We start from the raw sequence: 20,207 nt of genomic DNA on the forward strand, positions 1-20,207 counted from the left end.
TCGGCGTTTCGTCCGCGCCTGGCGATGATGGCCACCCATGACCATGATGAGAAGTTTGCGGCCCGGAGAAATGGGTACCCGCTCATAGGTTGCTGCGACCCAAACGCAGTGGCGAGGCCGGCGCAATCCGGCCATTCAATTTCACCGGAGTTCGAGACATGAAGAAGCGAAAGACGCAGAGCCGACGCTCGCCGATCGCTCGTGATCTGCGGACGCCGAAGTACAAGGCCCGCGTTGTGCCCAACAAGAAGCGCAAGGCGAAGGTCCCGAGTTACAGCAACGACGACGGGGCACGGCCATGAAGTAAGCGACCCCCACTGTGACCCCGAACGATAGTGACTGAGCTTTTTGGACCGGTGAAGCCGCGAGCGACCGGACGCACAGCCCGACCAGCGGCGGGCAAACCAATCCGCTGGTGCAATTCGATGCCCTCGCAGTGTAGCGCCTGCCTTGCGCGATACGGCACGCCGCACGTGCGGACACTGTGAGGCCTGCTGCTCCCCGAAGGATGCAGCGTGGTTGGAGGGAAACCTGCTCGGTCGATGCCGTGTCCCCCCGCGGCTATAGGGCGGAGTGGTGGAGAGAGCACTCGCGAACCACACCAATTCGAAGCCGAGTTTTTCCTGACACTCAGGAAAAGCGGAGCCGTGTCCAACCGATTGTTTGAATGCAAAGGAGACGAAATGGCGACGACAAGACAACAGACGAACACCGCGTTCGTCCGATCGCTGATGGAGCACAGCAAGTACGGCGCCCTCGCCCAGCTGTTCGTGCTCGATGCGCTCGACAAGTGGTCGGAGCTGGTCGCGAAGGCCGAGCCGGCTGCGGTCAATACGCCGCTGATCAACGGCCACGCATGGGTCGGCGTCGCGACGGAGATCCAGGAAAAGCTGAAAGCGAGGATGGGCTGATGGCTGACCTCGAAGGCGACACCTACTCCGCCGAGATCGCGTTCATGGGCCCACCCGACCAGCTGGTCTGCTGTTGCAGCAGCTGTGACTGGTCCGGCACCGCGATCGAGTGCGCCGAGATCGACGACTGCAGCCTGACACCGGGCGATGCATCGCCGTGCGGACGCTGCCCCGAATGCGACTCGCTGGCCTACCTCGACGGTCCGCTCGATCGAGCGAAGGACCGGGTCGAGCGGCTGCTCAAGATCGTTCGCGCTTTCGTCAACCCCGTCGAGGTGATGCACGGCATCCCCGTGCGCCTCGACCTCAATGCCCTCAAGGGCGACGCAGTCAAGCTGCTGGAGGAGATCGACAATGGCTAGGAAGAAGAAAGAGCCCGAGACCTACACCGCCTTGCAGGTGGAGGCGGCCCTCTGCGTGTGGGAATGCCTCAACGAGTGGACGCTCGGCACCGAGGCGCAGGTCGCGAAGCTCGAAAAGGCAGCCAAGAAGGACCCGCATTCCACGGCCGCGATCCGCGTGGAATGGATCGAGATGCGGGAGCAGTGCGGCTCGGCCGAGATGCGCTCGCAGTCGATCGTTCTCGGCCTGTGGTGTCTCGAGATTTACGACATCCTCACCGCGAACGACGAGGAGTTCTTCAGCTACTGGTCATACGACTGGGAGGTGATCCCGGCGATGCTGAAGCACGCTGTCTGCAAGGACGGCAAGGCTTCGATGTATCGCGGCGACTACATCTACACCGGCGGCGGGCTGATCGACGCTCACAGCGCGGCCCAGCTGGTGGCGCAGGAGTTCGCCTGGCTGCGGTACGAGGATGACTGCAAGAGTCAGGCCCGCCAGCAGTGGGCTTACGAGGAGCTGGTCACCGACGACCGCAAGAGCCGCGACGATCCCAGCGATAGCCGGATGCTCTCCGCCTTCGAGCAAGGCGAGGCGCCGCCGGCATTCGTGAAGTGGCTCGGCGAGAAGTACGACCTGACTCCAGCTGGTCCGGGCTTCCGATGAACCCGTTCGATTACTACGACGCCGGACTCCAAGCCGGCCTCGAAGGGAACGATGCATGCCCGCATCTTCCCTTCACCTTTCAGTGGCTGTGGTGGCAGACCGGACAATTCGTCGGCCATCACACGCTCTGCACGCAGCTTGAGGCGATCGTCGCCCACTTCCCGCAGGACTGATCATGCAACCGCTGTTCACCCATGACATCCGACATGTGATCCAGTCGATGCACGGCATCCGTCGCAGTCAGGTCGTCGCCGCACTCAAGGGCCTCGACCTGATCGAGAAGGTCCACCGCATCCATCAGGCGGCGATCGATGCCGGCTGGTCGCTCGACGATGACGAGTGGTGGTGGCGACCGCTGCGGAAGGGCGACAAGCACTTCGACGAATGCCACTTCGGCTTCACCACCGAGCACGACGAAAGCGACTCGGACGACGAACCATCGAACTGCGTGTTCGTCCGCTGTCCGACCTACGCCCTCGCCTACGACCGTGGCGAGATCACCCCCTATGCGAAGAGCCATCTCGCTTTCCGCAAGATCAAATTCGAGGACTGAGATGACCCAGTACGAGCGCTGCGAATGCCCCAAGTCGTCGCCGTGGGGCGCCATCCAGGACAAGCGCGAGCTGGCGCCTGGCATCTGGTCCGTCTCGACCGCAGGTCACGGCGGCATCAAGCTGTCCCGCGAGCGCAATGCGGCGGTCCCGAAGTACATGCGAGCCGAGGCCGGCTGGTACGAGGAGGACTGTCAGTGGTCGATCGCCGCCATGATTCACCCGATCGCCTTCCAGCGCATCATCAAGATCGAGGGCAAGCCTGACCGGAGCGAATACGACATCGCCGTCGAGACGTTCCGCCACTGGCACCCCGATCAGTACGAGCAGTTCTTCGGCGTCAAGCTGGAGAAGGGCCAGTCCCTGATCCGCGACGAGAAGCTGTTCGAGATCGAGAACCGCGAAAAGTTCATCGTCACCGCCGCGTGGGGCGATTGGGCGCACTGGGTGCCGAAGGGCAAGGTCGGCGTCGTCGCCAAATGCCAGCACGTCGAGAAGTGGTTCCTTATCGATCACGATAGGTACCAGAAGCGCGGACGCCACGGACACGTCATCGACGCGACCATCGACACCGAAATCGCCAAACCCGAGAGGCCATAATGAACGACCATCAGGCAATGCTTGCCATCCAGGAACAGATGGATGGCGTGGAGTGGGACAGCGACACACTGTCCGCGATCGGCGACATCATGATCAACGCCGGCTATCGCATCCGCGATATGAACGACGTCGATCTCGAAGCTCGCACCATCCTCGAGTCGCTGCCGAAGGCGCAGCTCGACAAGGCGTGGATGCTGGCGATCGGCAGTGCGGACGAGCTGGGTGATCTGGTCACCTGGATCGACGAGCACCCGTCCGACGAGGAGTTGGACGAGGAAGGCATCCCGGTCACCAACCGCGCCCGCCTCGACACCTGGCTGCAGGGCATCGCCGAGCACCAGGAGCAGGACGCCTATCCCTGCTACGTGCCGGTCCCGCTCGAACTGGTCGGCATCCTCAACATGCTGATCGAGGACTGGTCCGAGGTCGAGAACGCTCACGGCGAGACGTTCACCACCATGCTGACGTCGTCGGAGGGCTAAGATGGCACGCGAATACGTTTCGCCGAGCGGATCGGCCATCATCGGCACGCTGGAGCGGCTGACCGGCCGCTGCGGGATCAGCGGCATTGAGGATGACGGAACGCCCGTCCACGACAGCGACGGCACCGTGATCTTCTATGACGATCAGGTCACCGCCACCAAGGACGGAAAGACCGTCTTCCTCGACGACAACGGCGCCGAGTGGACGTTCGACCAGCTCACCCCCGTCGACGACGAGGATGACGACGATGCGTGAGTTCATCAGCGGCTTCACCAGCGGCGGGTCATTCGACCGCGATCCGAACGACCGCGTCATCGTCTACCTGATCGGTCCGAAGGGCGGCACGCGCTGCTGTGAGGTTCTGGACACCGTCCAGGCCCGCAAGCTTCGGGATGATCTCGACCTGGCGCTGCTGAAGATCCGCGATGCCGAGGTGCGACGGGAGGAAGCCAATGGGCGTTAAGGTCAAGATCACCTACCGCGACCAGTCCGGCGGCGAGCACGAGCGCATCTTCCAGGGCGACGAGATGGGCGATGGCGGCTGTTATGCGGCCATCCAGTTCCTGGAAGACCTCACCGTGAGCGGCCCGGTCCAACTGGTCGACGTGCTCACGATCGATAGCGGCGAGCACTTCGACGACGAAGTCCCGGAGGGCGAGTGATGGTCACAACAGCGAAATGCACCCTGTGCGCCAAGGTGGAGTCGCCCGGCTTCTACACGGGATGCATGGTCAAGGACGGCCATGTCACCGACTGGAACTGCGACGGCGACGGCAACCTGACATGGAAGCTGGACGCGCCGGAGGAAGACAACAGCATGAACGAGTATCCCGAGCCCGTGTACGAGGCGGAGGATATCGGCTGCGACTGCAACGACGCCGGCATCGAGTCTGAGTGGGAATGGACGCCCGATCAGAACGCCTATGTCTGCAACGGTTGCGGAGAGGTTCAGTGAACCGGCTCGCCATCCGGGTGCAGCATCACCCCAACGGAACGCCGACGATTGCCGGCGTCCCGACCAGATACATGCGGGATGTCTTCACCCTCGCATCAAACCGGCTGTACGAGATCGAGAAGCAGTACAAGGCCAAGCCGGCCGATCCCGACCTCAACGACCCCTGGCTGGCGATGATGCGTCCCATCGTCGATATCCTGGCCACCACCCCACCCTACCGCCACGGCTATGAAGACGTGCCGGTGACCCAGCTCGACAAGTCCGGCCGCTTCTGCCGGTTCCGGGCTGTTCGTCAACAGCGAGAGTCCCGCCTCCGAGTCGCTGAGGTGATGGACATGATCCTCGCCTCCTACAAGCAGCGACGACGACCATAACCGACAAGGAACTACGACTATGAAACTGCGCGCAATTGCAGCGCTGGCGGTAACGCTGGCGCTTGCCTTCTCTTCTCCCGCCAAGGCCGAAAACGTCGACGCGGATTTCGTCGCCCTGGCAACGATCTCCTACGCTGTCCTGCAGAAGTGCTCGTCGAGCTACGAGTTCATCGACGGAGGCGCACGGCGCGCCGCTGATCGGATGGGCGCCGACTTCGAAACCTACGCTCCTGCCACCATGAACGCGATCTTCGTCATCATGGACATGGAGTACGACCGCACGAAGCTGATCCCGTCCGTAACGCAGCGGGTCCGCTCACACCTCGAAGAGCTGCTGGTCGAGATCAAAAAGGGCGACCGCGTCTTCTGCAAAAAGTACGGCGCCGTGATGGTCAACATCGGCTTCATGAGGAAGATCAATTGAGGCTCCAGGCGGACCCGCGCGAGTTCCTCAGCGTTCGAAACCTGGGGCTCGCGCTCCTCCTGGCCGCAGCGTTCGCTGTCGTTCTGGGTGGACTCGTGAAATAGCACTTGCTTGAATGCAAATGCTATGCAATCCTGATGCAAATGAAGGGAACTGCAAATGGCCTACCAACTAAGGCTCGGAGAGATGATCGAGGCGATGTATCGCGCCAAGATGCCCGACGAGGTCAAAGCCTACACCGATCAGCTCGAAAAGATCGGAACCGAGATGTCGAAGGCGCTGGCCGCCAAGATCGGCGTCAAGGGCGGCGAGGTGACCTACGGCGCCGGCATGTTCGCGGCACCGTTCTGGCCCGCGACCGATCGCCAGCCGCTCCCCGAGGAGCTGGAAGACCTCGACTGCGAAGACTGCTGGGGAGAAGACTGATGTTCGCCATCGGTCTGCCTCCGGGCAAGCGCCTGCCGTTCGGCACGGTCGTCGTCCACACCGTCACCTTCAACCACACGCATCGGGACCGTGCCGGCTTCACCTGGGTGGAGCCGATCACTCTCGACATTCACATGCTTGGCCTGCTCCCGATCATGAGCCGACCCTGCAACGACAATGAGGAAGCCGCCTGATGGGCCTGCCAGAACTAGCGCTTACGGACCACGATGCCGCTGTTCAGGCGCTTCTCCCGGATGGCTCTGACCCTGTCCAGCATGGCGTCATGCGAGATGAAGCTGATGTTGGCCTTCTCGGCCGCGATCCGGAATGCCTGGACGGCGAAGTCCGGCGTCACGTCGAACCAGTCCCCGACCAGGCGGCGGTTCGCCTTGTCGAACATGGCGGCGGCATCGTTGAAGATCCGGACGGCGAACGCCTCGTTCGTGGTCCAGATCGCATGATGGACCTTCAGCGGCTCCCAGCTGCCGGGCTGCAGGCACTCGATCCGCTTCTTGAGGTTGGTCGAGGCGCCGAGCCGTAGCGGCCGACCCCCGAGGGGGCCGGCTGCATAGACGCAGGCGAACTGAAGTTCATCGAAGATAGCGCGTTCCGGCTTCGTTTGGAGCCAAGGTAACCCATAGACCAATTCAGTTTTCTGCATGCCTCCCTATACCTGAACGTTTGCTTAAATGCAAATTTGCACTTGCAATTAATGCAAACGACGGTCTATAGGCGCGCAGCGAAACACCCCGTCAATCCAAGCGCGGGCCGCCGTCACTGACGGGGTGACCTCAACCAGTCGGCCGCAATCACCAAAGGAGAACTGCAAATGGACCCCACCATGGGCCAAACGTCCACCTACGGTCTCGTCCTCGCGAACGAGCAGCAGCCGACCAACCTGTTGCCCGCTCCAACCGAGACGGCATCCGTCGTCAGCATGTCCGGCTACCTCAACCGAGCCGACTTGCAGGCTGACCAGGCTGCCGGCACGGAAGCCTCGGGCCTGACCACCGAGATCGACAACGGCGCCCTGCTCGCCGCCGCTATCGGTTCGCCGATCGCCGAGACCTCGGAAGTCTTCGCTGCTGACACCTCGACCGAGGAAGTCTTCGCCGCCATCACGGCCGAAGAGCCGGTTGTCGAAGCGCTGCCGGCGCCGGAAGCCCCGCCCTCGCCGCCGAAGTATCCGGTCGGCAAGGTCGACTTCAACAAGCCGTTCGAGATCTTCCGGACCGACGACAATCAGGACTTCCTCACGGAGGTCGTGATCCTCTCGGTGCTGGCCGATGCCACGCATCCGGTCGTGATCGCCGGCTACCACGACAGCGAGGGTGAGCGCGTCGTCCTCCAGTTCGACCTGGACGGCGATGACATCCGCGGCGACTGGGTCTTCGAGAACATCTCGACCGAACCGCAGACGAAGTTCGTTCGCCTGTTCATCGACGAGGATCGGGCCCTCTCTGTCGACGAGACGCTCTACGACACCCAGTTCGCAGCCGATCGAGCGAGCAACCACGCCTACGATGACGTGTTCGGCGTGTTCCCGATCACCATCCCGCCGCGCGTCTCGGCCAGCGCCGTCGTCGAGTCGACAGTCGTCGAGGGCGACGGCTCGGACTTCAACGAGGAAGAAGAGCACGACGAGGGTGGTGACGAGTCCGGCGACGAGGTCGTGGCCGAGGTCGTCGAGGCTGCTCCGCCGCATCCGGATGCGAAGTGGGTGAACGGACGCCTGATCGCCCCGGGTCAGACCGTGTCGGCCTATCGCCAGCGCTTCGGCACCCGCCAGGTCGAGGTCATCAAGACCCGCGATCACGCCTACCAGACGCTGTTCGTCAAGCCGCATGACGGGACCAACCCGTACTGGGCTCTGAACAAGAACATCCGCTGATCCCAACCACTGCCCGTCCTCTTCGGAGGGCGGGCACCCTTCCCCCTTGGAGATCGACATGCCGGACAGAGTTTCCTTCGACAACAACATCGCCTTCGACCAGGGCTGGGGCATCTTCGACTGCGACGGCAGCGAGAACGGTCCCTGGCAATTGCAGAAGCTCGATGAGTGCGACCGCCTCCGGGATGACCTGGAAGCGTGGCGCCTCGTCGTCGACTACGCCAACGCCGGCAGCGAATACCACCAGAAAGCGCTGCAGTTCCTGGCTGATCACAATCCCCTGGAACACCGCTGCATCATCGACACCATCAACAAGAAAGCCGTGGCATGACCATCCGCATCGTCTCCGAAGCCGAGTTCGCTCAGCGCATCAGAACCGTCCTCTTCAACCAGTGGGTTGAGCATGTCGGCTGCGTCACCGGCCCCGGCCGATCCGGCGCTGTCGCCGCGGTTTACGCCTCTCACATCCTCGGCATCCCGTTCATCCCGTTCGGCGCCAATGTCCCGGACAAGTTCGAGCTGCTGCTGATCGACACTGCCCGCGAGAGCGGCCGGACGCTCCGCAAATCGGCCAGCTGGTACACCAAGAAGATGGGTCGGGCGCCGACCGTCATCGCGGTCTACGAAGAGCCGCCGCGCATCGCCTTCTGGTACGAGGCGCCGAAGCCTCAGCGCTATCGCCACGAGCTGGGGTTCGCCGCATGAAGCGATCAATCATCCTTATCGCCGCGTTGCTGCTCACCGGCTGTGACGAAGGCAACAGCAATCTTCCCTTGCCTCGCCTCGTCTGCACACAGGTGACCAGCACTTACAGCTGCGGTCGCGGTGGGACGTGCGAGCAGTGCGGCAACTGGGAGATCGGCTGCCCGAAACCGCTGGAGCTGCGCGAGATGACCGGCAGCACTGGCCCCTATCTCGCCTGCCGACTGCAGAGGGAGCGCTCCAATGCTTCAACAGTACCGCCGAATGCGTCACCCGTGCTGCAAGGGAAATCCTGAGCAGCGCGACATCGGCGCCGCCTTCCGCTTCCTGCTCGAAACCAGCACCTGGAAGCGACACCACGAGCCGTTCTCGAAATCAGATCGAGGACGGCAGCGCCGGCAAGAGCGGCGTTTCGTCGACATCAACAAGCGGTTTGCCCGCACATGAGTGACCTCCGTGATAGCTGCTCAGAACATGTCCTCGGGTACATCAGAACCCACTTCGATTGTCCCTTTTGCGACTACGACTTCCACGAAGAAGGCGACAAATCCAGCGAAGTCATCGAATGCCCGTCGTGCCTCGAAAAGTTCTGGTGCCGAGAGGTCCGGTGACGGCTTCTTCGTTAGATGCGGCAAGCAGTACACCAATGCCGAGATCGACATCATCAGGCGCAATCGGCATTTGAGATTGCACGATCTGCACGCGCTGCTGCCGGGCCGGTCGAGGCAATCGGTCTCGGGTAAGCGCAGCTCTACCGGCTTCACCTACCGCCGGCCGCCATTCACCCGCGGCGAGGACGAGGAGATCAGGCGTGCTGCTGCGACCAAGGGTGCCACCGGCATCTCCCACATTCTGCCGCACCGCACGAAGTGGGACATCACGAAACGCGCCCAGGAGCTGGGCGTCACCCTGTTCAATTCTCACGAGCTGCCGCTGAAGATCCTCGGCGAGCCGCTGGCAGACGCCATCCGCAAGCGAGCCAGGGAGGACGGCATCTCGGTTCGCGCTCTCGATGCCGAGCTGGGCACAGGGCTTTACTTCACCAGCTGCGCCGCGCTCCGAGCACAGCGCGGCAGCAAGCCGAACATGACTGCAATCCGCAAGGCGATCGAGTTCTTCGACGCTGCGCTCATACCAGGTCCGGAGGGGACCTTCACCATCGACTGGAAGGACGAATAACATGGGACTTTCAACCAAGGGACCGATCACCCGGTATCGCGGATCGTGGGCTGACCTGGAGCGCCGGCGCCGCGAGGCAACGCTTGCGATGATCGAGGACGACCGTGTGGACGCCGCGATCACAATCGCCGGCCTCCGCGAGCAGGCCCGCGCGTTCGAGGGGATCGATCGTGTCCGAGGTCTCTGACGAACAAGCCGGCAGGCCTGTGCTCTACGCCAGGCTGAACGGCAACACGCTTCGCGCCAAATGGCCCGGCAAACGCTGGCACGGCGCATACCTCAGCATCCATGAGGCATGCGACGCGGCGCACAAGGATGGACTCGAGTCATTCCTCATCGACTACGTCGTCGAGGAAAACTGATCGGGTCTAACTGGGGATGCTTGATGAGGTCCCCACCAACCGCCGATGTTCGAAGTGCTCGGTTGGGCTTCGACGTCACTTCTACGAACTAGCATGACTTGTAGGCAGGGAACTTGACTAACAGACGACTCACACCGAGAGCGCGTCAAACCAAAAAGAGGAGCGCAAATGCTCACCATAGACTTCTGCGGGACCATCAGGAGGTTCCGCCTGTTCAACTCTCGGGACAGACCAACCCTGCATCTTCTCATCCCACCCACTCCATGAGACGGAGACGTGCGAATGCGAAAGATCCGGTATTACTACGCAAGGGACAGACCATCCCTCAGCTTCCACCTCAATCTTCAACACCAATGAGATGGAGCCATGGTCAACAAGCCGATGAAGGCCGGGCCCGTGCGGCGGGTTCGCTTCTACAATCCACGAGATAGACCGCGTTAGAAGGCGGTTGTTTGTAAATAACTCTTGCGCTTCCGTGCGCATGAATGCAAATTAACGCCAAGAACGGCAGCCGGGCGAACCTCATGTTTCAAAGGTTTTCCCTGCTCCACCAAGAGATACGTGCGCCTGCACGATAGCTTGAATGCAAATCAAAGCAAATGGAGGACTGCAATGTCGTTCTACCTGGTCCGGTTAGAACCGGACGGGGCCGGTGCCATGAAAGATGTGCCGATCCCGGACTATGGCCCCTATGACAAGGGCAGCGAGGCAGCGAAGGCCGCGAAGACCCTTACCGAGGAGCGCGGCTACAAGGTGCAGCCGCGGCGCATGGCCCAGGCTCCGGACTGGCGTGGCCGGCAGCAGGAGCGGCTCGCGAGCGGCGCTTTGAAGGCGCTGCCTGAGGCGTGGGACCTTGAGCCGATCAAGGATCACTTCGCTCACCTCTGCCCGCGCGATCCGTCGAAGATCGCGTTCACCGAGAGCGACGAGCACGGCACGATCGACCGCACGACCTCGCTCAACCCGGGCCGGTACATCACCCGGTTCTATGAGACCGAAGACAAGATCCCCGACGCTCACCGCCGGAAGCTGATCGCTGCCATCGATCCCAACGGCGAGATCTTCTTTGCGTTCAGCCCGGAAGAGATCGTCCGCATCTACAAAGAAGGTCCCGGCTCGTGCATGGACGGCAAGCACACGTTCGAAGGGATGGACCCGCACTGGCCGACCGAGCCCTACGGGGCTGGCGACCTGGCTGTGGCCTACACCAAGAACGCTGAGGGCCGCATCCAGTCGCGCTGCCTGTGCTGGCCCGAGAAGAAGATCTTCGGTCGCTGCTATGGCGACATCCAGCGCATGATCGCTGCGATGAAGGCCGAGGGCTACACCTACTACCACGGCGACAACATCCGCTTCCCGGACGGCGCGAAGCTCCTCAAGATCGAGCACCCCGAACGGCGCTGGGAATACGTGATGCCGTACTTCGACGACATCGAGATGGTCATCATGAACGGCGACTATTTCGAGACCTACAACGGCACGCTGGCAAGCCTGCCGCTTGGCACGAAGTACATCAGCTGTGGCGGCAGCGCCGGTCGCTCCCTGCTCTACCAGTATTGCCCGAAGATGCGCAGCGGACAGCCGGCGCACACCTTCAAGCACATCCACGGTGTCGAGCAGGAATGGTCCAGCCAGGCGTACCAGTCCTACGCCTTCACCTGCCGTGGCTCCGGCAAGCTCTACGCCAACGAGTTCAAGGTCTCCATGGCCACTCCAGGCGTTTACTGGGGCCACGACTACTTCGCCGAGCACGGCGAGCACTGCGCCGTCACCAAGAAGAACCATCCCAAGACCGAGATGGTTCAGAAGGGCGACCGTCGTGTCCACAACAGCGTGGAGTGGCGCTTCGATGCTGACGGCAAGGAGCTGCCAGCGAAGAAGATCAAGGCGATCGAGGAGGAGCGCTGGGGCACCGTCACCATCGGTGATCTCATCGGCGAAAAGCCGTGGCACCGCGACATGCGGTACCTGAGCAAGAGCCGCTTTGAGCGTGAGTATAACGCCGTCACCAACACGGTCGAAACTCGCGTCACCGGTCGGCGTGCTGACCAGGTGATCATCGACGACCCGTTCGTGGCTGCGCCCCAGCTCGACCCACGCCAGCAACAAGAGATGGCCCGCTACATGGGCGATCTCGTCGACCGACAACTGCGCGACCAGATGCTCCGGGGCCTCCCTGAGCCGGCCGCTCGGTATGACTACGATCCAACCCGCTAATCCAACAGGAACTGAAATGTCCAACGACCTTGAGATGCTCAAGGCGATGCTGTCGCATCGTCGTCCCTATGGCTCGAAGACCGAGCTTGCCTACATCGATCGGTTCATCACCCCGCTCGGGGTGCAGACCGACAAGTTCGGCAACCGGTTCATGATCATCGGCGAGGAAAAGCCGACGATCCTCTGGTCATCCCACACGGACAGCGTCCACCGGGATGAAGGCTTCCAGCAGATCGAAATGACCGGCACCAAGATCCATCTGCCGAAGAAGTCCAAGTCGAACTGTCTCGGCGCCGACGACGCGGCCGGCAACTTCATCATGATCAAGATGATCGAGGCGAAGGTGCCAGGCCTGTACGTCTTCCACTTCGGTGAGGAGGTCGGCTGCAAGGGATCGGGTGGCATCGCCAACGAGACGCCCGAATTCCTGGATGGCATCAAAGCTGCCATCGCCTTCGACCGTCGCGGCTTCACGTCCGTCATCACCCACCAGCGGGGACGGACGGCGTCGGATGCGTTCGGCGACTCCCTGGCAGCTCAGCTGCCCAGCCGGTTCAAGAACGATCCGACCGGCGTCCTCACGGACACCAAGATCTACATGGGCATCGTGCCGGAGTGCTCGAACGTCTCGGTTGGATACGAGAACGAGCACACCAATCGGGAGACGCAGTGCGTCCAGCATCTGTTCGAGTTGCGCGACCACATGGTCAAGATCGACGCTTCGAAGTTCGTCATCGAACGCAATCCCAAGGCCACGGAGCCGGACGTGAAGCGCTCCTCCTGGTCGGGCTCGTCGACAGGCAGCAGCTTCGGCAGCAGCAGTCCGCTGCGTACCATGCGGATGCTGAAGCAGCTGCGGCAGCGCGAACTCGAGGATCTGGTCTTCAAGTACCCGCGACAGGTCGCTCAGTACCTGGCCGACATCAAGGTCAGCGCCGAGGAGTTGGATGACGCCATCTACCTCATCAACCGGCCCCGCGAGCGCTCCTTCCTCGATCTCTTCGACGACGAAGGCCTGCTCAGCGCCTGATCGCCACCCACGAAATCACGAAACAAAGGACACTGAACAATGAAACTCGGATTGCAAGAGCATGTGGACGTCGCCTCTGGAGTGCAGGATGAAGTCGCTATCTCGTTCGAAGCCAACGCGGTTGCGTTCTACGCCCAGATCTCCGGCCTGGCGAAGGACAAGATCGGCTACCCGATCCGCGAGCTGACGACGAACATGTGGGATGGGTCGCGCCTGAAGTACGGCGACGACATCCCGGAGGACAAGATCCCGCAGATCCGGCTGCCGACGCCGCTCTCGCCGACGATCTCGTTCCGGGACTTCGGTCCCGGCATGTCGCCCGACGACATGAAGAACGTCTATGCCCGCCTCTACGCTTCGACGAAGCGTGGCAGCAACGACCAGGTCGGCGGCTGGGGTCTGGGTTCGAAGAGCCCGTACGCCTACCTGATCTCGGACTCGGGCTCCGGCTCCTACACCGTGACGTCCTACCACGGCGGCATGATGCGGACCTACGTGCTCTCGCTCTCCCAGAGCGGTGCGCCGACCATGCGCCTGCTGATCGAGGCGCCGTCCGACGAGCCGACCGGCCTGGAGGTGTCTTTCCCGGTTCGCCGCGAAGACATCCGCGAGTTCCATGATCGGGCTCGCAGCATCCTCTGGTCGTTCACTCCGCGGCCGAAGATCACCCCGGCGATCGACTGGAAGGACCCGGTCGTCATGAGCCAGGGCGACAACTACACCCGTTACAAGAACGGAACGGTGCCGTTCAACGGTCCGCACGTCCGCATGGGTTGCGTGATGTACCCCTTCGACATGCGGCAGATCAAGACGACGGGCTTCCTCGACTACAGCGACGCCGTCCTGTTCGATGCGCCGATCGGCTCGCTCAAGGTGACGCTGTCCCGCGAAGAGCTGGCCTATGACGACAATACCAAGGCGACCCTGGCTCGCTTGACCGAGGAGTATGAGCAGAACTTCATCCGAAACTGTCAGACCGCCGTCGACACGGCTGAAGACCTGATCGGTGCCGTCGAGCTGTTCGAGGAAGCAACCCAGTCTCTCGGCGTCTCTCGCACCGAGAAGCTGCGGGAGGTCGTGAAGTGGCGCGGCAAGACGCTCTCGTCGACCGTTCCGAAGATCAACTGCAAGACCGGGATGCTGGCCGATGGCTGGGTCCACTTCGACAAGTTCGAAGACACCACGGTCCGGATGAGCTGGTGCCGGGACGCCAAAATCGTCATCGAGCACAACCCCAGCTACTCCTACTCGCGCTTCCAGATGGCGCAGTTGGTCGGCCAGAAGGTGCTCTGGATCCGCTGCAAGCGGGCCTTCCGCGAGGAAGTGCTCAATGCCCTCGGCAATCCCGAGGTCGTCGAGTTGGACACCTTCAAGGTGCCGGCGAGCAAGCGGACCCGTGGCAAGACCGTCCGTCGCCGCAGGGTGATGGTGGTCACCGAGGGTGGTGGCGTCCTCGTGTCGCAGGAGGATGTCGACCTGGCCGAGGGCGGCTTCTACCTGCAGCGCGTCAGCAACGGCCTCTACAGCCGGCGTCGCGGTAACGAGTACGTCAAGGTCTCGACCGAACAGAACAGCGTCTCGCTCAGCGTGATGAAGGAAGTCATCTCGGCCTCCTTCGAGCTGGGTCTGGTCGAGGAAGGCACCACGATCCTGATCCAGAGCGAGGATCACGCTGCGCTCGGCGACAACTGGACGCTGTTCGGAGATGACCTGATCCCCGATCTGCAGGCCAAGATCGACGTCTCGACGTTCACCGGACTGCACCAGAAGTCCTTCAACGATCTCGACTCGGCGCTGAGGGGCATCGTCGGCATGACGCCGGCGACGTTCGCCAATGCGCCGGGCGACCTGCTGCTGTTCAAGACCGAGCTGACGGCGCTCGGCACCGCTCTCCGGGGCAACTCGACCGTCGATACCCCGACCGACAAGGCCCACTCCGCCCTGTCCAGGCTCGGTATCGAAATCGACAAGCCGGAGGTGCAGTGCCCGATCACGGCGATGGAACGGCGCTACCGCGAGCTGTGCTCGAAGTACGCGCTGCTCAAGCTGATCATCGAGCCGAACCCGTACTACTCGTACTCGAACCGCACGGACGCTGCCCAAACCCAGCGCCAGCTCAAGCACTACTGTGACCTCCTGCATGCAGAGCAGCAGCTCCTGCAACAGCAGGCGGAAATGGCGAGGGCTGCGCTGGCGCTGAACGACAACAACCAGAACGCCGAGCCGGTCGAGGACGAGATCGACCCGCTGGCGGAAGCAGCCTGAGACGGAGCGATCCAATGATCCCGAGCGTCATCACCGACACCTCAATCACGTTCATTGCCAGGGGCCGTCCGTGGACCCTGGCAGCGGACCACACGCACTTCGGAAAGGTCAAAGATCTGTTGACCTCAGGCTCTGACGACTCCGACGAGATCGTCCGGCTGGCCGACGTGCGGGTGGCGGTTGAGGAGCACTCCGGCGGCGCAGCCACCCTCACCGAGGATGGTCTGTACCTGGACGGAGAGCAACTGCCGCAGGCCTGGCTCTACAAGGCCTGTGCCGAGCCCGACGCCGCGAAGGTGTTGGCGGTGACGCCGGGAGATCGGGTCCGCGTCGAAGGCGACGAGGATGCGCCTGACGGCATCTACACCGTGGCCGAAGTCGACAACACCGACGTGGACAAGCGCGTCTACGTCGAGCCGGTCGACAACGACGAGGACTACTTCGGCTTCGTCGCAAACACGTCGATCGTCGAGATCATCCGGGACGCGGCCGATGCCGCGTGACCCGAGGGTGGACCCGCTCATCCAGGAAGCGAAGTGGCACTGCAAAGGGTGCCGCGAGTCCTGGCGCCTGGACGGGTGGATGCACCGCAAACCCATGAAGATCGAATGCACCGCGAAAGTCATCCGCCAGAAGCTGCGGGACATCGCCAAGGAATTGAGGAGTAACGAACTTGCCCGACTTGCAACAAGCAATCCAGATCTTCTTCGAAGGCTGCAAGCGCATCGCCGAGGCTCACCGGCAGGCGAACTACCCGCGCAACCCCGCGCCAGAGTGGAAGCTGCAGGAGCTGCAGAAGCGATTTCGGATCGTGAATGGGAGCGGCGTTCACTGCTTCATTGATAAGGCGACCGGCGACGTGCTGAAGGCCGAGAGCTGGGCGCGGCCGGCGAAACACGCCCGCGGCAACGTCTTCGACGAGCACAACGGTCTCGCGAAGATGGGTCCGTACGGCCCTGCTTACCTGAGGTGACCCATGGGCAAGAAGATCAACGAGAAGCCGATCGATCCGAAGCAGGTCGCACTGGCGGCTATTCCCGGTCTGGAGATCGGCGACGTGCTCCAGTTCTTCTACGACCGCGCGTCGGAGCGTGACAAGAAAATCGCGGACATGGCCGACGTCGGCGACGACGGAGAGTTTGAGATCGATGGCGCGATCATCTCCGAGGGCGATGACAACGGCGCCTACGTCCTGGGCTGGAGCTGGGCGAGCTTCGCCGGCACCGCGCTGACCAAGATCTGCGAGTGCTGCGAGGCCGACACCGACAAGGCGATCGAGGTCAAGACGACCCTCGGCGAGAACGAGTTTTACTGCGCCGAGTGCGCGAAGGAGATGACCGATGCCTAAGACTCTGACGAAACTGCAGGAGCAGATCGTCGCCAAGGTGCTGACGCTCCATGCCACCAACTACGTCTGGCTCCGCGAGGGCGAGGTCAACTCGCTCAACAGCCTGAAGGCCAAGAACCTGATCGACCAGCACGCCTATGGCTCGATCCAGCCGCGCCACCTGACCGCCGAGGTCAAGGCCGTGTTCTGGCGGGAAAATCCGCGCACCTTCAAGATGTCGAACTTCCACGGTGAAGGCTGGCTGATCTTCGACGACAAGCGATACATCTGCAAGGTCTACAACGAGGTGGATGCGACGCGCGTCGTTGAAGGCCTGAAGGAGCTGCGCGTCGCGGAAGTCGATGCCGGCAAGGAGGCTGCGTGATGGCTCTCCATCCGATGATCACCACCTACCTCGACGGCCTGGACGCATCGATCGATGGCCGCGGCTACGACGCCAAGCACGATCGGGCTCGCAAGTTCGTCGAAGGCGCCTGCGAGATCCTCTCCCAGCTTTCCAGGATGGACACGCCGACCGACAAGGCGCGGAACGCCGAGCACGCCGAAGACATCATGGCCGATCTCGACGACGAACGCCTGTGCAGCGATGCATCGGCTCTCTACGCCCTGATCCGGAAGGCTCGGGAACTGTCCCGCACGAGGAAGCCCCGCAAGAAGCGGTGATTTGCATTTTTTGCAAATATCATTTGCTTGAATGCCAATGCACTGATAACCCTGACCAGACCCAATTCCGAAAGGTGAACCATGTACGTCCCCTCCCCGCAGCAAGCGGCTGTCCAGCAAGAAGCCTGGAACGGCACCGGCTCCATCATCGTGATCGCAGTGGCCGGCGCCGGCAAATCGACCACCATCGTCCGCACGGTCGGCGAGATGCGCGGCAGCAGCATCATCCTGTCATTCGGCGCCAAGATCTCCAAGGAGATGAAGGGCAAGCTGGAGCAGCTCGGCATCGACTGGAAGAAGGCTGAGTCCTCGACCTGTCACGCCATCGCCCTGCGCAACTACCGCAAGACGTTCCCGAAGGTGCGTATCGACGACGAGAAGGTCGGGCGCATCAGTGCTGACTGGGTGGAAAACGCCAAGATCGAGCCTTCGCTCGTTCCTCACGTCTCGGTCGCCTGTCAGCTCGTCGGCCTCGCCAAGCAGAGCGGCCTCGGCATCGAGGGCCAGGGCCACATCGACGATACCTCGATCTGGGAGGATATCGCCGAGCACTTCGACCTGTTCGACGAAGAGCCGCTGCAGAAGAAGGCATCGGACATCATCGACCTGGCGATCCTGCTGCTCAAGGAGTCGAACAAGAACCCGGACGTCATCGACTTCAACGACATGATCTACCTGCCCCTGCTCTACAAGATCAAGTTCTGGCAGTTCGAGAATGTCTGGATCGATGAGGCGCAGGACACCAACACGGTGCGCCGTCTGCTGGTGAAGGCGCTGATGAAGCCTGGTATCGGCCGCGTCATCGCTGTCGGAGATCCTCACCAGGCCATCTTCGGCTTCACGGGCGCCGACAACGACAGCCTCGACATCATCCAGCAGGAGTTCGGCGCCAAGGTGATGCCGCTCACGGTCACCTATCGCTGCCCGAAGAACGTGGTGAAGTTCGCCCAGACCTGGGTGAACCACATCGAGGCTCACCCCTCGGCGCCCGAGGGCAAGATCAGCTCCGAGACGTTCGAGAAGATGATCACCGTCCGCGACCGTCTGAACGGGGACGCGGCGATCATCTGCCGCAACACCCGGCCGCTGGTGACGGCAGCGTTCGCCCTGATCCGCGAGAAGATCCCCTGCCGCATCGAAGGCCGGGACATCGGCAACTCGCTCAAGAAGCTGGCCACCCGCTGGAAGTCGATCAGCACCATCCCGGAGCTGGAGGACAAGCTGGAGGACTGGCTGGAGAAGGAGAAGGAGCGCTGGCTGCCGAAGAAGAAGATGTCGAAGGTCCAGGAGGCCGAGGACAAGGTCGAGACGCTGAAGGTCGTCATGGATGCATGCCGCGACGACAAGCAGGACTCGATCGCAGCGGTCACCGCCTACATCGACAACATCTTCGCCGACGACGTGAAGGGCATCCTCACCCTCTGCACCATCCACCGGTCGAAAGGCCGTGAGTGGAAGCGCGTCTACTGGCTCGATCGGCTGAACACCTGCCCGTCGAAGTACGCCAGCATGCCCTGGGAGAAGGAGCAGGAGGTCAATCTGCAGTACGTGGCAGCCACCCGAGCCATGGAAGAGCTGATCGATCTCTATCCGCCGTTGCCGAAGGTGAAGGTGCCGCCGGCCAACGACAACAAGCAAACCGTAGCAGCGACAAAGGCGGCCTAAGGGCCGCCACTTCGCCCCTTTCCATCAAGGAAGCATCATGATCACTGAACAGATTTTCAAGCGTGGCTCGGACGGCAAGATCCGCAGCTGGCAGGTCGAGGTCAACGGCGCGGACTATCGCGTCATCGCCGGCATCCACGGCGGCAAGATGGTCGAGAGCAAGTGGAAGACAGCCAAGCCGAAGAACGTCGGCAAGGCCAACGCCACGACTCCGGAGCAGCAGGCAGCGCTAGAGGCCTCGGCTGAAGAAGCCAAGAAGCTGAAGCGCGAGTATCGCCGCACGATCCCGGAACTCGAGTTCGTGCCGAATGGCCCGATGCTCGCCGAGACCTGGGACGACTTCAAGAAGGACGTCCCCTACGCTGACGGCGTCTGGTCACAGCCGAAGCTCGATGGCATCCGCGCCATGATGACCCGGAAGTGGGGCGCGACCTCCCGCGAGTATCAGCCGCATTTCAACTGCGGTCACCTGATGGCAGCGCTGGAGCCGCTGTTCAGCGCGCACGACGGCATCGAGTTCGACGGCGAGCTGTACAACCACGATTTCAAGGCCGACTTCAACGGCCTGGGATCGATCATCCGCAAGCAGAAGGCCACGCCCGAGCAGGCCGCTCGCGCCGTCGAGCTGATCCAGTATCACATCTACGACCTTCCAAGCCCGGCGCCGTTCGCCGAGCGCACGGAGAAGCTGAAGGAGCTGCTCGCCAAGATCGGTCATCCGCAGCTGATCTACGTCCCGACCACCAAGGTGGGCAACCTGGAGGAGCTGGACGCCGCCGAGGTCGAGGCCGTGGAGCTGGGCTACGAAGGCCAGATGGTTCGCTTCAACGAACCGTATCAGTACGACAGCAGGCCCTGGTCGCTCATGAAGCGGAAGCGCTTCGTGACCGAGGAGTTCCCGATCCTCCGCGTCGAGGAAGGCGAAGGCAACTGGTCCGGCGTCGCCAAGCGCGTCGTCCTCCAGATGCCGGATGGCCAGGAATGCGGCTCCGGCATGCGGGGCTCCCAGGAGTTCGCGGCCGAACTGCTGGCTCAATGCCGCGCCGGCAAGACGCCGAAGGAGGGAACGGTGCGTCACTTCGGCTTCACGCCGGACGGGATGTTGCGCTTCCCGGTCGTGACCGACTTCCACCAGGACGGTCGCGTCGACTGA

General features: G+C 62.4%; 34 protein-coding genes. 33 read left to right on the top strand and 1 reads right to left on the bottom strand.

The window, feature by feature from the left end; translation table 11 throughout:
• Window positions 1–158 precede the first annotated feature (158 nt).
• The 16 genes from XI02_RS24740 to XI02_RS24815 all read left to right on the top strand — a co-directional run bounded on the left by XI02_RS24740 (window position 159) and on the right by XI02_RS24815 (window position 5,926).
• Window positions 159–302: a hypothetical protein gene (locus XI02_RS24740; RefSeq protein WP_194483173.1), complete on the top strand. Its 144-nt coding sequence runs from the start codon at window positions 159–161 to the stop codon at window positions 300–302.
• A gap of 381 nt (window positions 303–683) precedes the next feature.
• Window positions 684–911, top strand: a complete 228-nt coding sequence (locus tag XI02_RS24745) for a hypothetical protein (protein WP_194483174.1) — start codon at window positions 684–686, stop codon at window positions 909–911.
• Entirely contained in the window at window positions 911–1,273 is a 363-nt protein-coding gene (locus XI02_RS24750) for a hypothetical protein (protein WP_194483175.1), read from the top strand. Before XI02_RS24745 ends, XI02_RS24750 begins: the two co-directional genes overlap by 1 nt.
• Window positions 1,266–1,919, top strand: a complete 654-nt coding sequence (locus tag XI02_RS24755; protein WP_194483176.1) for a hypothetical protein — start codon at window positions 1,266–1,268, stop codon at window positions 1,917–1,919. The genes XI02_RS24750 and XI02_RS24755 overlap by 8 nt, the downstream gene beginning before the upstream one ends.
• On the top strand, window positions 1,916–2,092 hold the full coding sequence (locus XI02_RS24760) for a hypothetical protein (protein WP_194483177.1): 177 nt from the start codon (window positions 1,916–1,918) through the stop codon (window positions 2,090–2,092). The genes XI02_RS24755 and XI02_RS24760 overlap by 4 nt, the downstream gene beginning before the upstream one ends.
• Before the next feature lie 2 nt (window positions 2,093–2,094).
• A complete protein-coding gene (locus XI02_RS24765; protein ID WP_194483178.1) occupies window positions 2,095–2,472 on the top strand; it encodes a hypothetical protein in 378 nt (125 codons plus the stop codon).
• 1 nt (window position 2,473) lies between these two features.
• On the top strand, window positions 2,474–3,070 hold the full coding sequence (locus XI02_RS24770) for a hypothetical protein (RefSeq protein WP_028344194.1): 597 nt from the start codon (window positions 2,474–2,476) through the stop codon (window positions 3,068–3,070).
• The gene (locus tag XI02_RS24775; protein WP_194483179.1) at window positions 3,070–3,552 is read left to right on the top strand and encodes a hypothetical protein; all 483 of its coding nucleotides are present in this window, start codon (window positions 3,070–3,072) and stop codon (window positions 3,550–3,552) included. Before XI02_RS24770 ends, XI02_RS24775 begins: the two co-directional genes overlap by 1 nt.
• Before the next feature lies 1 nt (window position 3,553).
• The gene (locus XI02_RS24780) at window positions 3,554–3,808 is read left to right on the top strand and encodes a hypothetical protein (protein WP_194483180.1); all 255 of its coding nucleotides are present in this window, start codon (window positions 3,554–3,556) and stop codon (window positions 3,806–3,808) included.
• Complete coding sequence (locus XI02_RS24785) at window positions 3,801–4,016, top strand: hypothetical protein (protein WP_194483181.1); 216 nt, start codon at window positions 3,801–3,803, stop codon at window positions 4,014–4,016. The genes XI02_RS24780 and XI02_RS24785 overlap by 8 nt, the downstream gene beginning before the upstream one ends.
• Window positions 4,006–4,215, top strand: a complete 210-nt coding sequence (locus tag XI02_RS24790) for a hypothetical protein (RefSeq protein WP_194483182.1) — start codon at window positions 4,006–4,008, stop codon at window positions 4,213–4,215. Before XI02_RS24785 ends, XI02_RS24790 begins: the two co-directional genes overlap by 11 nt.
• Entirely contained in the window at window positions 4,215–4,508 is a 294-nt protein-coding gene (locus XI02_RS24795; protein ID WP_194483183.1) for a hypothetical protein, read from the top strand. The genes XI02_RS24790 and XI02_RS24795 overlap by 1 nt, the downstream gene beginning before the upstream one ends.
• Window positions 4,505–4,882: a hypothetical protein gene (locus tag XI02_RS24800; RefSeq protein WP_194483184.1), complete on the top strand. Its 378-nt coding sequence runs from the start codon at window positions 4,505–4,507 to the stop codon at window positions 4,880–4,882. Before XI02_RS24795 ends, XI02_RS24800 begins: the two co-directional genes overlap by 4 nt.
• 19 nt (window positions 4,883–4,901) lie before the next feature.
• On the top strand, window positions 4,902–5,306 hold the full coding sequence (locus tag XI02_RS24805; RefSeq protein ID WP_194483185.1) for a hypothetical protein: 405 nt from the start codon (window positions 4,902–4,904) through the stop codon (window positions 5,304–5,306).
• Between the two features lie 159 nt (window positions 5,307–5,465).
• Entirely contained in the window at window positions 5,466–5,732 is a 267-nt protein-coding gene (locus tag XI02_RS24810) for a hypothetical protein (protein ID WP_194483186.1), read from the top strand.
• Complete coding sequence (locus XI02_RS24815; RefSeq protein ID WP_194483187.1) at window positions 5,732–5,926, top strand: hypothetical protein; 195 nt, start codon at window positions 5,732–5,734, stop codon at window positions 5,924–5,926. The genes XI02_RS24810 and XI02_RS24815 overlap by 1 nt, the downstream gene beginning before the upstream one ends.
• 14 nt (window positions 5,927–5,940) lie before the next feature.
• Here XI02_RS24815 and XI02_RS24820 read toward each other — a convergent pair whose 3' ends face one another.
• A complete protein-coding gene (locus tag XI02_RS24820; RefSeq protein WP_194483188.1) occupies window positions 5,941–6,393 on the bottom strand; it encodes a hypothetical protein in 453 nt (150 codons plus the stop codon).
• A gap of 168 nt (window positions 6,394–6,561) precedes the next feature.
• On the opposite strand from XI02_RS24820, the gene XI02_RS24825 reads away from it, so the two are divergent.
• The 17 genes from XI02_RS24825 to XI02_RS24905 all read left to right on the top strand — a co-directional run bounded on the left by XI02_RS24825 (window position 6,562) and on the right by XI02_RS24905 (window position 20,207).
• A complete protein-coding gene (locus XI02_RS24825; protein WP_194483189.1) occupies window positions 6,562–7,623 on the top strand; it encodes a hypothetical protein in 1,062 nt (353 codons plus the stop codon).
• Window positions 7,624–7,681: 58 nt separating this feature from the next.
• Complete coding sequence (locus XI02_RS24830) at window positions 7,682–7,954, top strand: hypothetical protein (protein WP_194483190.1); 273 nt, start codon at window positions 7,682–7,684, stop codon at window positions 7,952–7,954.
• Window positions 7,951–8,328: a hypothetical protein gene (locus tag XI02_RS24835; RefSeq protein WP_194483191.1), complete on the top strand. Its 378-nt coding sequence runs from the start codon at window positions 7,951–7,953 to the stop codon at window positions 8,326–8,328. Before XI02_RS24830 ends, XI02_RS24835 begins: the two co-directional genes overlap by 4 nt.
• Entirely contained in the window at window positions 8,325–8,621 is a 297-nt protein-coding gene (locus XI02_RS24840) for a hypothetical protein (protein WP_194483192.1), read from the top strand. Before XI02_RS24835 ends, XI02_RS24840 begins: the two co-directional genes overlap by 4 nt.
• A gap of 391 nt (window positions 8,622–9,012) precedes the next feature.
• Window positions 9,013–9,504 (top strand): hypothetical protein, encoded by a 492-nt coding sequence (locus tag XI02_RS24845; RefSeq protein WP_028344210.1) that lies wholly within the window; start codon window positions 9,013–9,015, stop codon window positions 9,502–9,504.
• 1 nt (window position 9,505) lies between these two features.
• The gene (locus XI02_RS24850) at window positions 9,506–9,691 is read left to right on the top strand and encodes a hypothetical protein (RefSeq protein WP_028344211.1); all 186 of its coding nucleotides are present in this window, start codon (window positions 9,506–9,508) and stop codon (window positions 9,689–9,691) included.
• Window positions 9,675–9,866 (top strand): hypothetical protein, encoded by a 192-nt coding sequence (locus XI02_RS24855; RefSeq protein WP_172647873.1) that lies wholly within the window; start codon window positions 9,675–9,677, stop codon window positions 9,864–9,866. Before XI02_RS24850 ends, XI02_RS24855 begins: the two co-directional genes overlap by 17 nt.
• A 612-nt stretch (window positions 9,867–10,478) precedes the next feature.
• Entirely contained in the window at window positions 10,479–12,083 is a 1,605-nt protein-coding gene (locus XI02_RS24860; RefSeq protein WP_194483193.1) for a hypothetical protein, read from the top strand.
• A 16-nt stretch (window positions 12,084–12,099) separates the two neighbouring features.
• The gene (locus XI02_RS24865; protein ID WP_194483194.1) at window positions 12,100–13,113 is read left to right on the top strand and encodes a hypothetical protein; all 1,014 of its coding nucleotides are present in this window, start codon (window positions 12,100–12,102) and stop codon (window positions 13,111–13,113) included.
• 39 nt (window positions 13,114–13,152) lie between these two features.
• Window positions 13,153–15,378 (top strand): hypothetical protein, encoded by a 2,226-nt coding sequence (locus XI02_RS24870; protein WP_194483195.1) that lies wholly within the window; start codon window positions 13,153–13,155, stop codon window positions 15,376–15,378.
• 14 nt (window positions 15,379–15,392) lie between these two features.
• The gene (locus XI02_RS24875; RefSeq protein WP_194483196.1) at window positions 15,393–15,881 is read left to right on the top strand and encodes a hypothetical protein; all 489 of its coding nucleotides are present in this window, start codon (window positions 15,393–15,395) and stop codon (window positions 15,879–15,881) included.
• Window positions 15,882–16,051: 170 nt separating this feature from the next.
• Complete coding sequence (locus XI02_RS24880) at window positions 16,052–16,351, top strand: hypothetical protein (RefSeq protein ID WP_194483197.1); 300 nt, start codon at window positions 16,052–16,054, stop codon at window positions 16,349–16,351.
• Window positions 16,352–16,354: 3 nt separating this feature from the next.
• Window positions 16,355–16,726, top strand: a complete 372-nt coding sequence (locus XI02_RS24885) for a hypothetical protein (protein WP_194483198.1) — start codon at window positions 16,355–16,357, stop codon at window positions 16,724–16,726.
• Window positions 16,719–17,090, top strand: coding sequence for a hypothetical protein (locus tag XI02_RS24890; RefSeq protein WP_194483199.1), 372 nt, complete (start codon window positions 16,719–16,721; stop codon window positions 17,088–17,090). The genes XI02_RS24885 and XI02_RS24890 overlap by 8 nt, the downstream gene beginning before the upstream one ends.
• The gene (locus XI02_RS24895) at window positions 17,090–17,389 is read left to right on the top strand and encodes a hypothetical protein (protein ID WP_194483200.1); all 300 of its coding nucleotides are present in this window, start codon (window positions 17,090–17,092) and stop codon (window positions 17,387–17,389) included. Before XI02_RS24890 ends, XI02_RS24895 begins: the two co-directional genes overlap by 1 nt.
• 81 nt (window positions 17,390–17,470) lie before the next feature.
• Complete coding sequence (locus tag XI02_RS24900; protein WP_194483201.1) at window positions 17,471–19,054, top strand: UvrD-helicase domain-containing protein; 1,584 nt, start codon at window positions 17,471–17,473, stop codon at window positions 19,052–19,054.
• Between the two features lie 37 nt (window positions 19,055–19,091).
• Window positions 19,092–20,207, top strand: a complete 1,116-nt coding sequence (locus XI02_RS24905) for a hypothetical protein (RefSeq protein WP_194483202.1) — start codon at window positions 19,092–19,094, stop codon at window positions 20,205–20,207.

The organism is Bradyrhizobium sp. CCBAU 21365, assembly GCF_015291305.1.
GTDB classification, from domain to species: Bacteria; Pseudomonadota; Alphaproteobacteria; order Rhizobiales; family Xanthobacteraceae; genus Bradyrhizobium; species Bradyrhizobium elkanii.

Excerpts from the sequence above, each read along its gene's own strand:
- XI02_RS24740 (WP_194483173.1), top strand. The coding sequence starts at position 159 with ATGAAGAAGCGAAAGACGCAGAGCCGACGCTCGCCGATCGCTCGTGAT.
- XI02_RS24745 (WP_194483174.1), top strand. The coding sequence starts at position 684 with ATGGCGACGACAAGACAACAGACGAACACCGCGTTCGTCCGATCGCTG.
- XI02_RS24750 (WP_194483175.1), top strand. The coding sequence starts at position 911 with ATGGCTGACCTCGAAGGCGACACCTACTCCGCCGAGATCGCGTTCATG.
- XI02_RS24755 (WP_194483176.1), top strand. The coding sequence starts at position 1,266 with ATGGCTAGGAAGAAGAAAGAGCCCGAGACCTACACCGCCTTGCAGGTG.
- XI02_RS24760 (WP_194483177.1), top strand. The coding sequence starts at position 1,916 with ATGAACCCGTTCGATTACTACGACGCCGGACTCCAAGCCGGCCTCGAA.
- XI02_RS24765 (WP_194483178.1), top strand. The coding sequence starts at position 2,095 with ATGCAACCGCTGTTCACCCATGACATCCGACATGTGATCCAGTCGATG.
- XI02_RS24770 (WP_028344194.1), top strand. The coding sequence starts at position 2,474 with ATGACCCAGTACGAGCGCTGCGAATGCCCCAAGTCGTCGCCGTGGGGC.
- XI02_RS24775 (WP_194483179.1), top strand. The coding sequence starts at position 3,070 with ATGAACGACCATCAGGCAATGCTTGCCATCCAGGAACAGATGGATGGC.
- XI02_RS24780 (WP_194483180.1), top strand. The coding sequence starts at position 3,554 with ATGGCACGCGAATACGTTTCGCCGAGCGGATCGGCCATCATCGGCACG.
- XI02_RS24785 (WP_194483181.1), top strand. The coding sequence starts at position 3,801 with ATGCGTGAGTTCATCAGCGGCTTCACCAGCGGCGGGTCATTCGACCGC.
- XI02_RS24790 (WP_194483182.1), top strand. The coding sequence starts at position 4,006 with ATGGGCGTTAAGGTCAAGATCACCTACCGCGACCAGTCCGGCGGCGAG.
- XI02_RS24795 (WP_194483183.1), top strand. The coding sequence starts at position 4,215 with ATGGTCACAACAGCGAAATGCACCCTGTGCGCCAAGGTGGAGTCGCCC.
- XI02_RS24805 (WP_194483185.1), top strand. The coding sequence starts at position 4,902 with ATGAAACTGCGCGCAATTGCAGCGCTGGCGGTAACGCTGGCGCTTGCC.
- XI02_RS24810 (WP_194483186.1), top strand. The coding sequence starts at position 5,466 with ATGGCCTACCAACTAAGGCTCGGAGAGATGATCGAGGCGATGTATCGC.
- XI02_RS24815 (WP_194483187.1), top strand. The coding sequence starts at position 5,732 with ATGTTCGCCATCGGTCTGCCTCCGGGCAAGCGCCTGCCGTTCGGCACG.
- XI02_RS24820 (WP_194483188.1), bottom strand. The coding sequence starts at position 6,393 with ATGCAGAAAACTGAATTGGTCTATGGGTTACCTTGGCTCCAAACGAAG.
- XI02_RS24825 (WP_194483189.1), top strand. The coding sequence starts at position 6,562 with ATGGACCCCACCATGGGCCAAACGTCCACCTACGGTCTCGTCCTCGCG.
- XI02_RS24830 (WP_194483190.1), top strand. The coding sequence starts at position 7,682 with ATGCCGGACAGAGTTTCCTTCGACAACAACATCGCCTTCGACCAGGGC.
- XI02_RS24835 (WP_194483191.1), top strand. The coding sequence starts at position 7,951 with ATGACCATCCGCATCGTCTCCGAAGCCGAGTTCGCTCAGCGCATCAGA.
- XI02_RS24840 (WP_194483192.1), top strand. The coding sequence starts at position 8,325 with ATGAAGCGATCAATCATCCTTATCGCCGCGTTGCTGCTCACCGGCTGT.
- XI02_RS24850 (WP_028344211.1), top strand. The coding sequence starts at position 9,506 with ATGGGACTTTCAACCAAGGGACCGATCACCCGGTATCGCGGATCGTGG.
- XI02_RS24860 (WP_194483193.1), top strand. The coding sequence starts at position 10,479 with ATGTCGTTCTACCTGGTCCGGTTAGAACCGGACGGGGCCGGTGCCATG.
- XI02_RS24865 (WP_194483194.1), top strand. The coding sequence starts at position 12,100 with ATGTCCAACGACCTTGAGATGCTCAAGGCGATGCTGTCGCATCGTCGT.
- XI02_RS24870 (WP_194483195.1), top strand. The coding sequence starts at position 13,153 with ATGAAACTCGGATTGCAAGAGCATGTGGACGTCGCCTCTGGAGTGCAG.
- XI02_RS24875 (WP_194483196.1), top strand. The coding sequence starts at position 15,393 with ATGATCCCGAGCGTCATCACCGACACCTCAATCACGTTCATTGCCAGG.
- XI02_RS24885 (WP_194483198.1), top strand. The coding sequence starts at position 16,355 with ATGGGCAAGAAGATCAACGAGAAGCCGATCGATCCGAAGCAGGTCGCA.
- XI02_RS24890 (WP_194483199.1), top strand. The coding sequence starts at position 16,719 with ATGCCTAAGACTCTGACGAAACTGCAGGAGCAGATCGTCGCCAAGGTG.
- XI02_RS24895 (WP_194483200.1), top strand. The coding sequence starts at position 17,090 with ATGGCTCTCCATCCGATGATCACCACCTACCTCGACGGCCTGGACGCA.
- XI02_RS24900 (WP_194483201.1), top strand. The coding sequence starts at position 17,471 with ATGTACGTCCCCTCCCCGCAGCAAGCGGCTGTCCAGCAAGAAGCCTGG.
- XI02_RS24905 (WP_194483202.1), top strand. The coding sequence starts at position 19,092 with ATGATCACTGAACAGATTTTCAAGCGTGGCTCGGACGGCAAGATCCGC.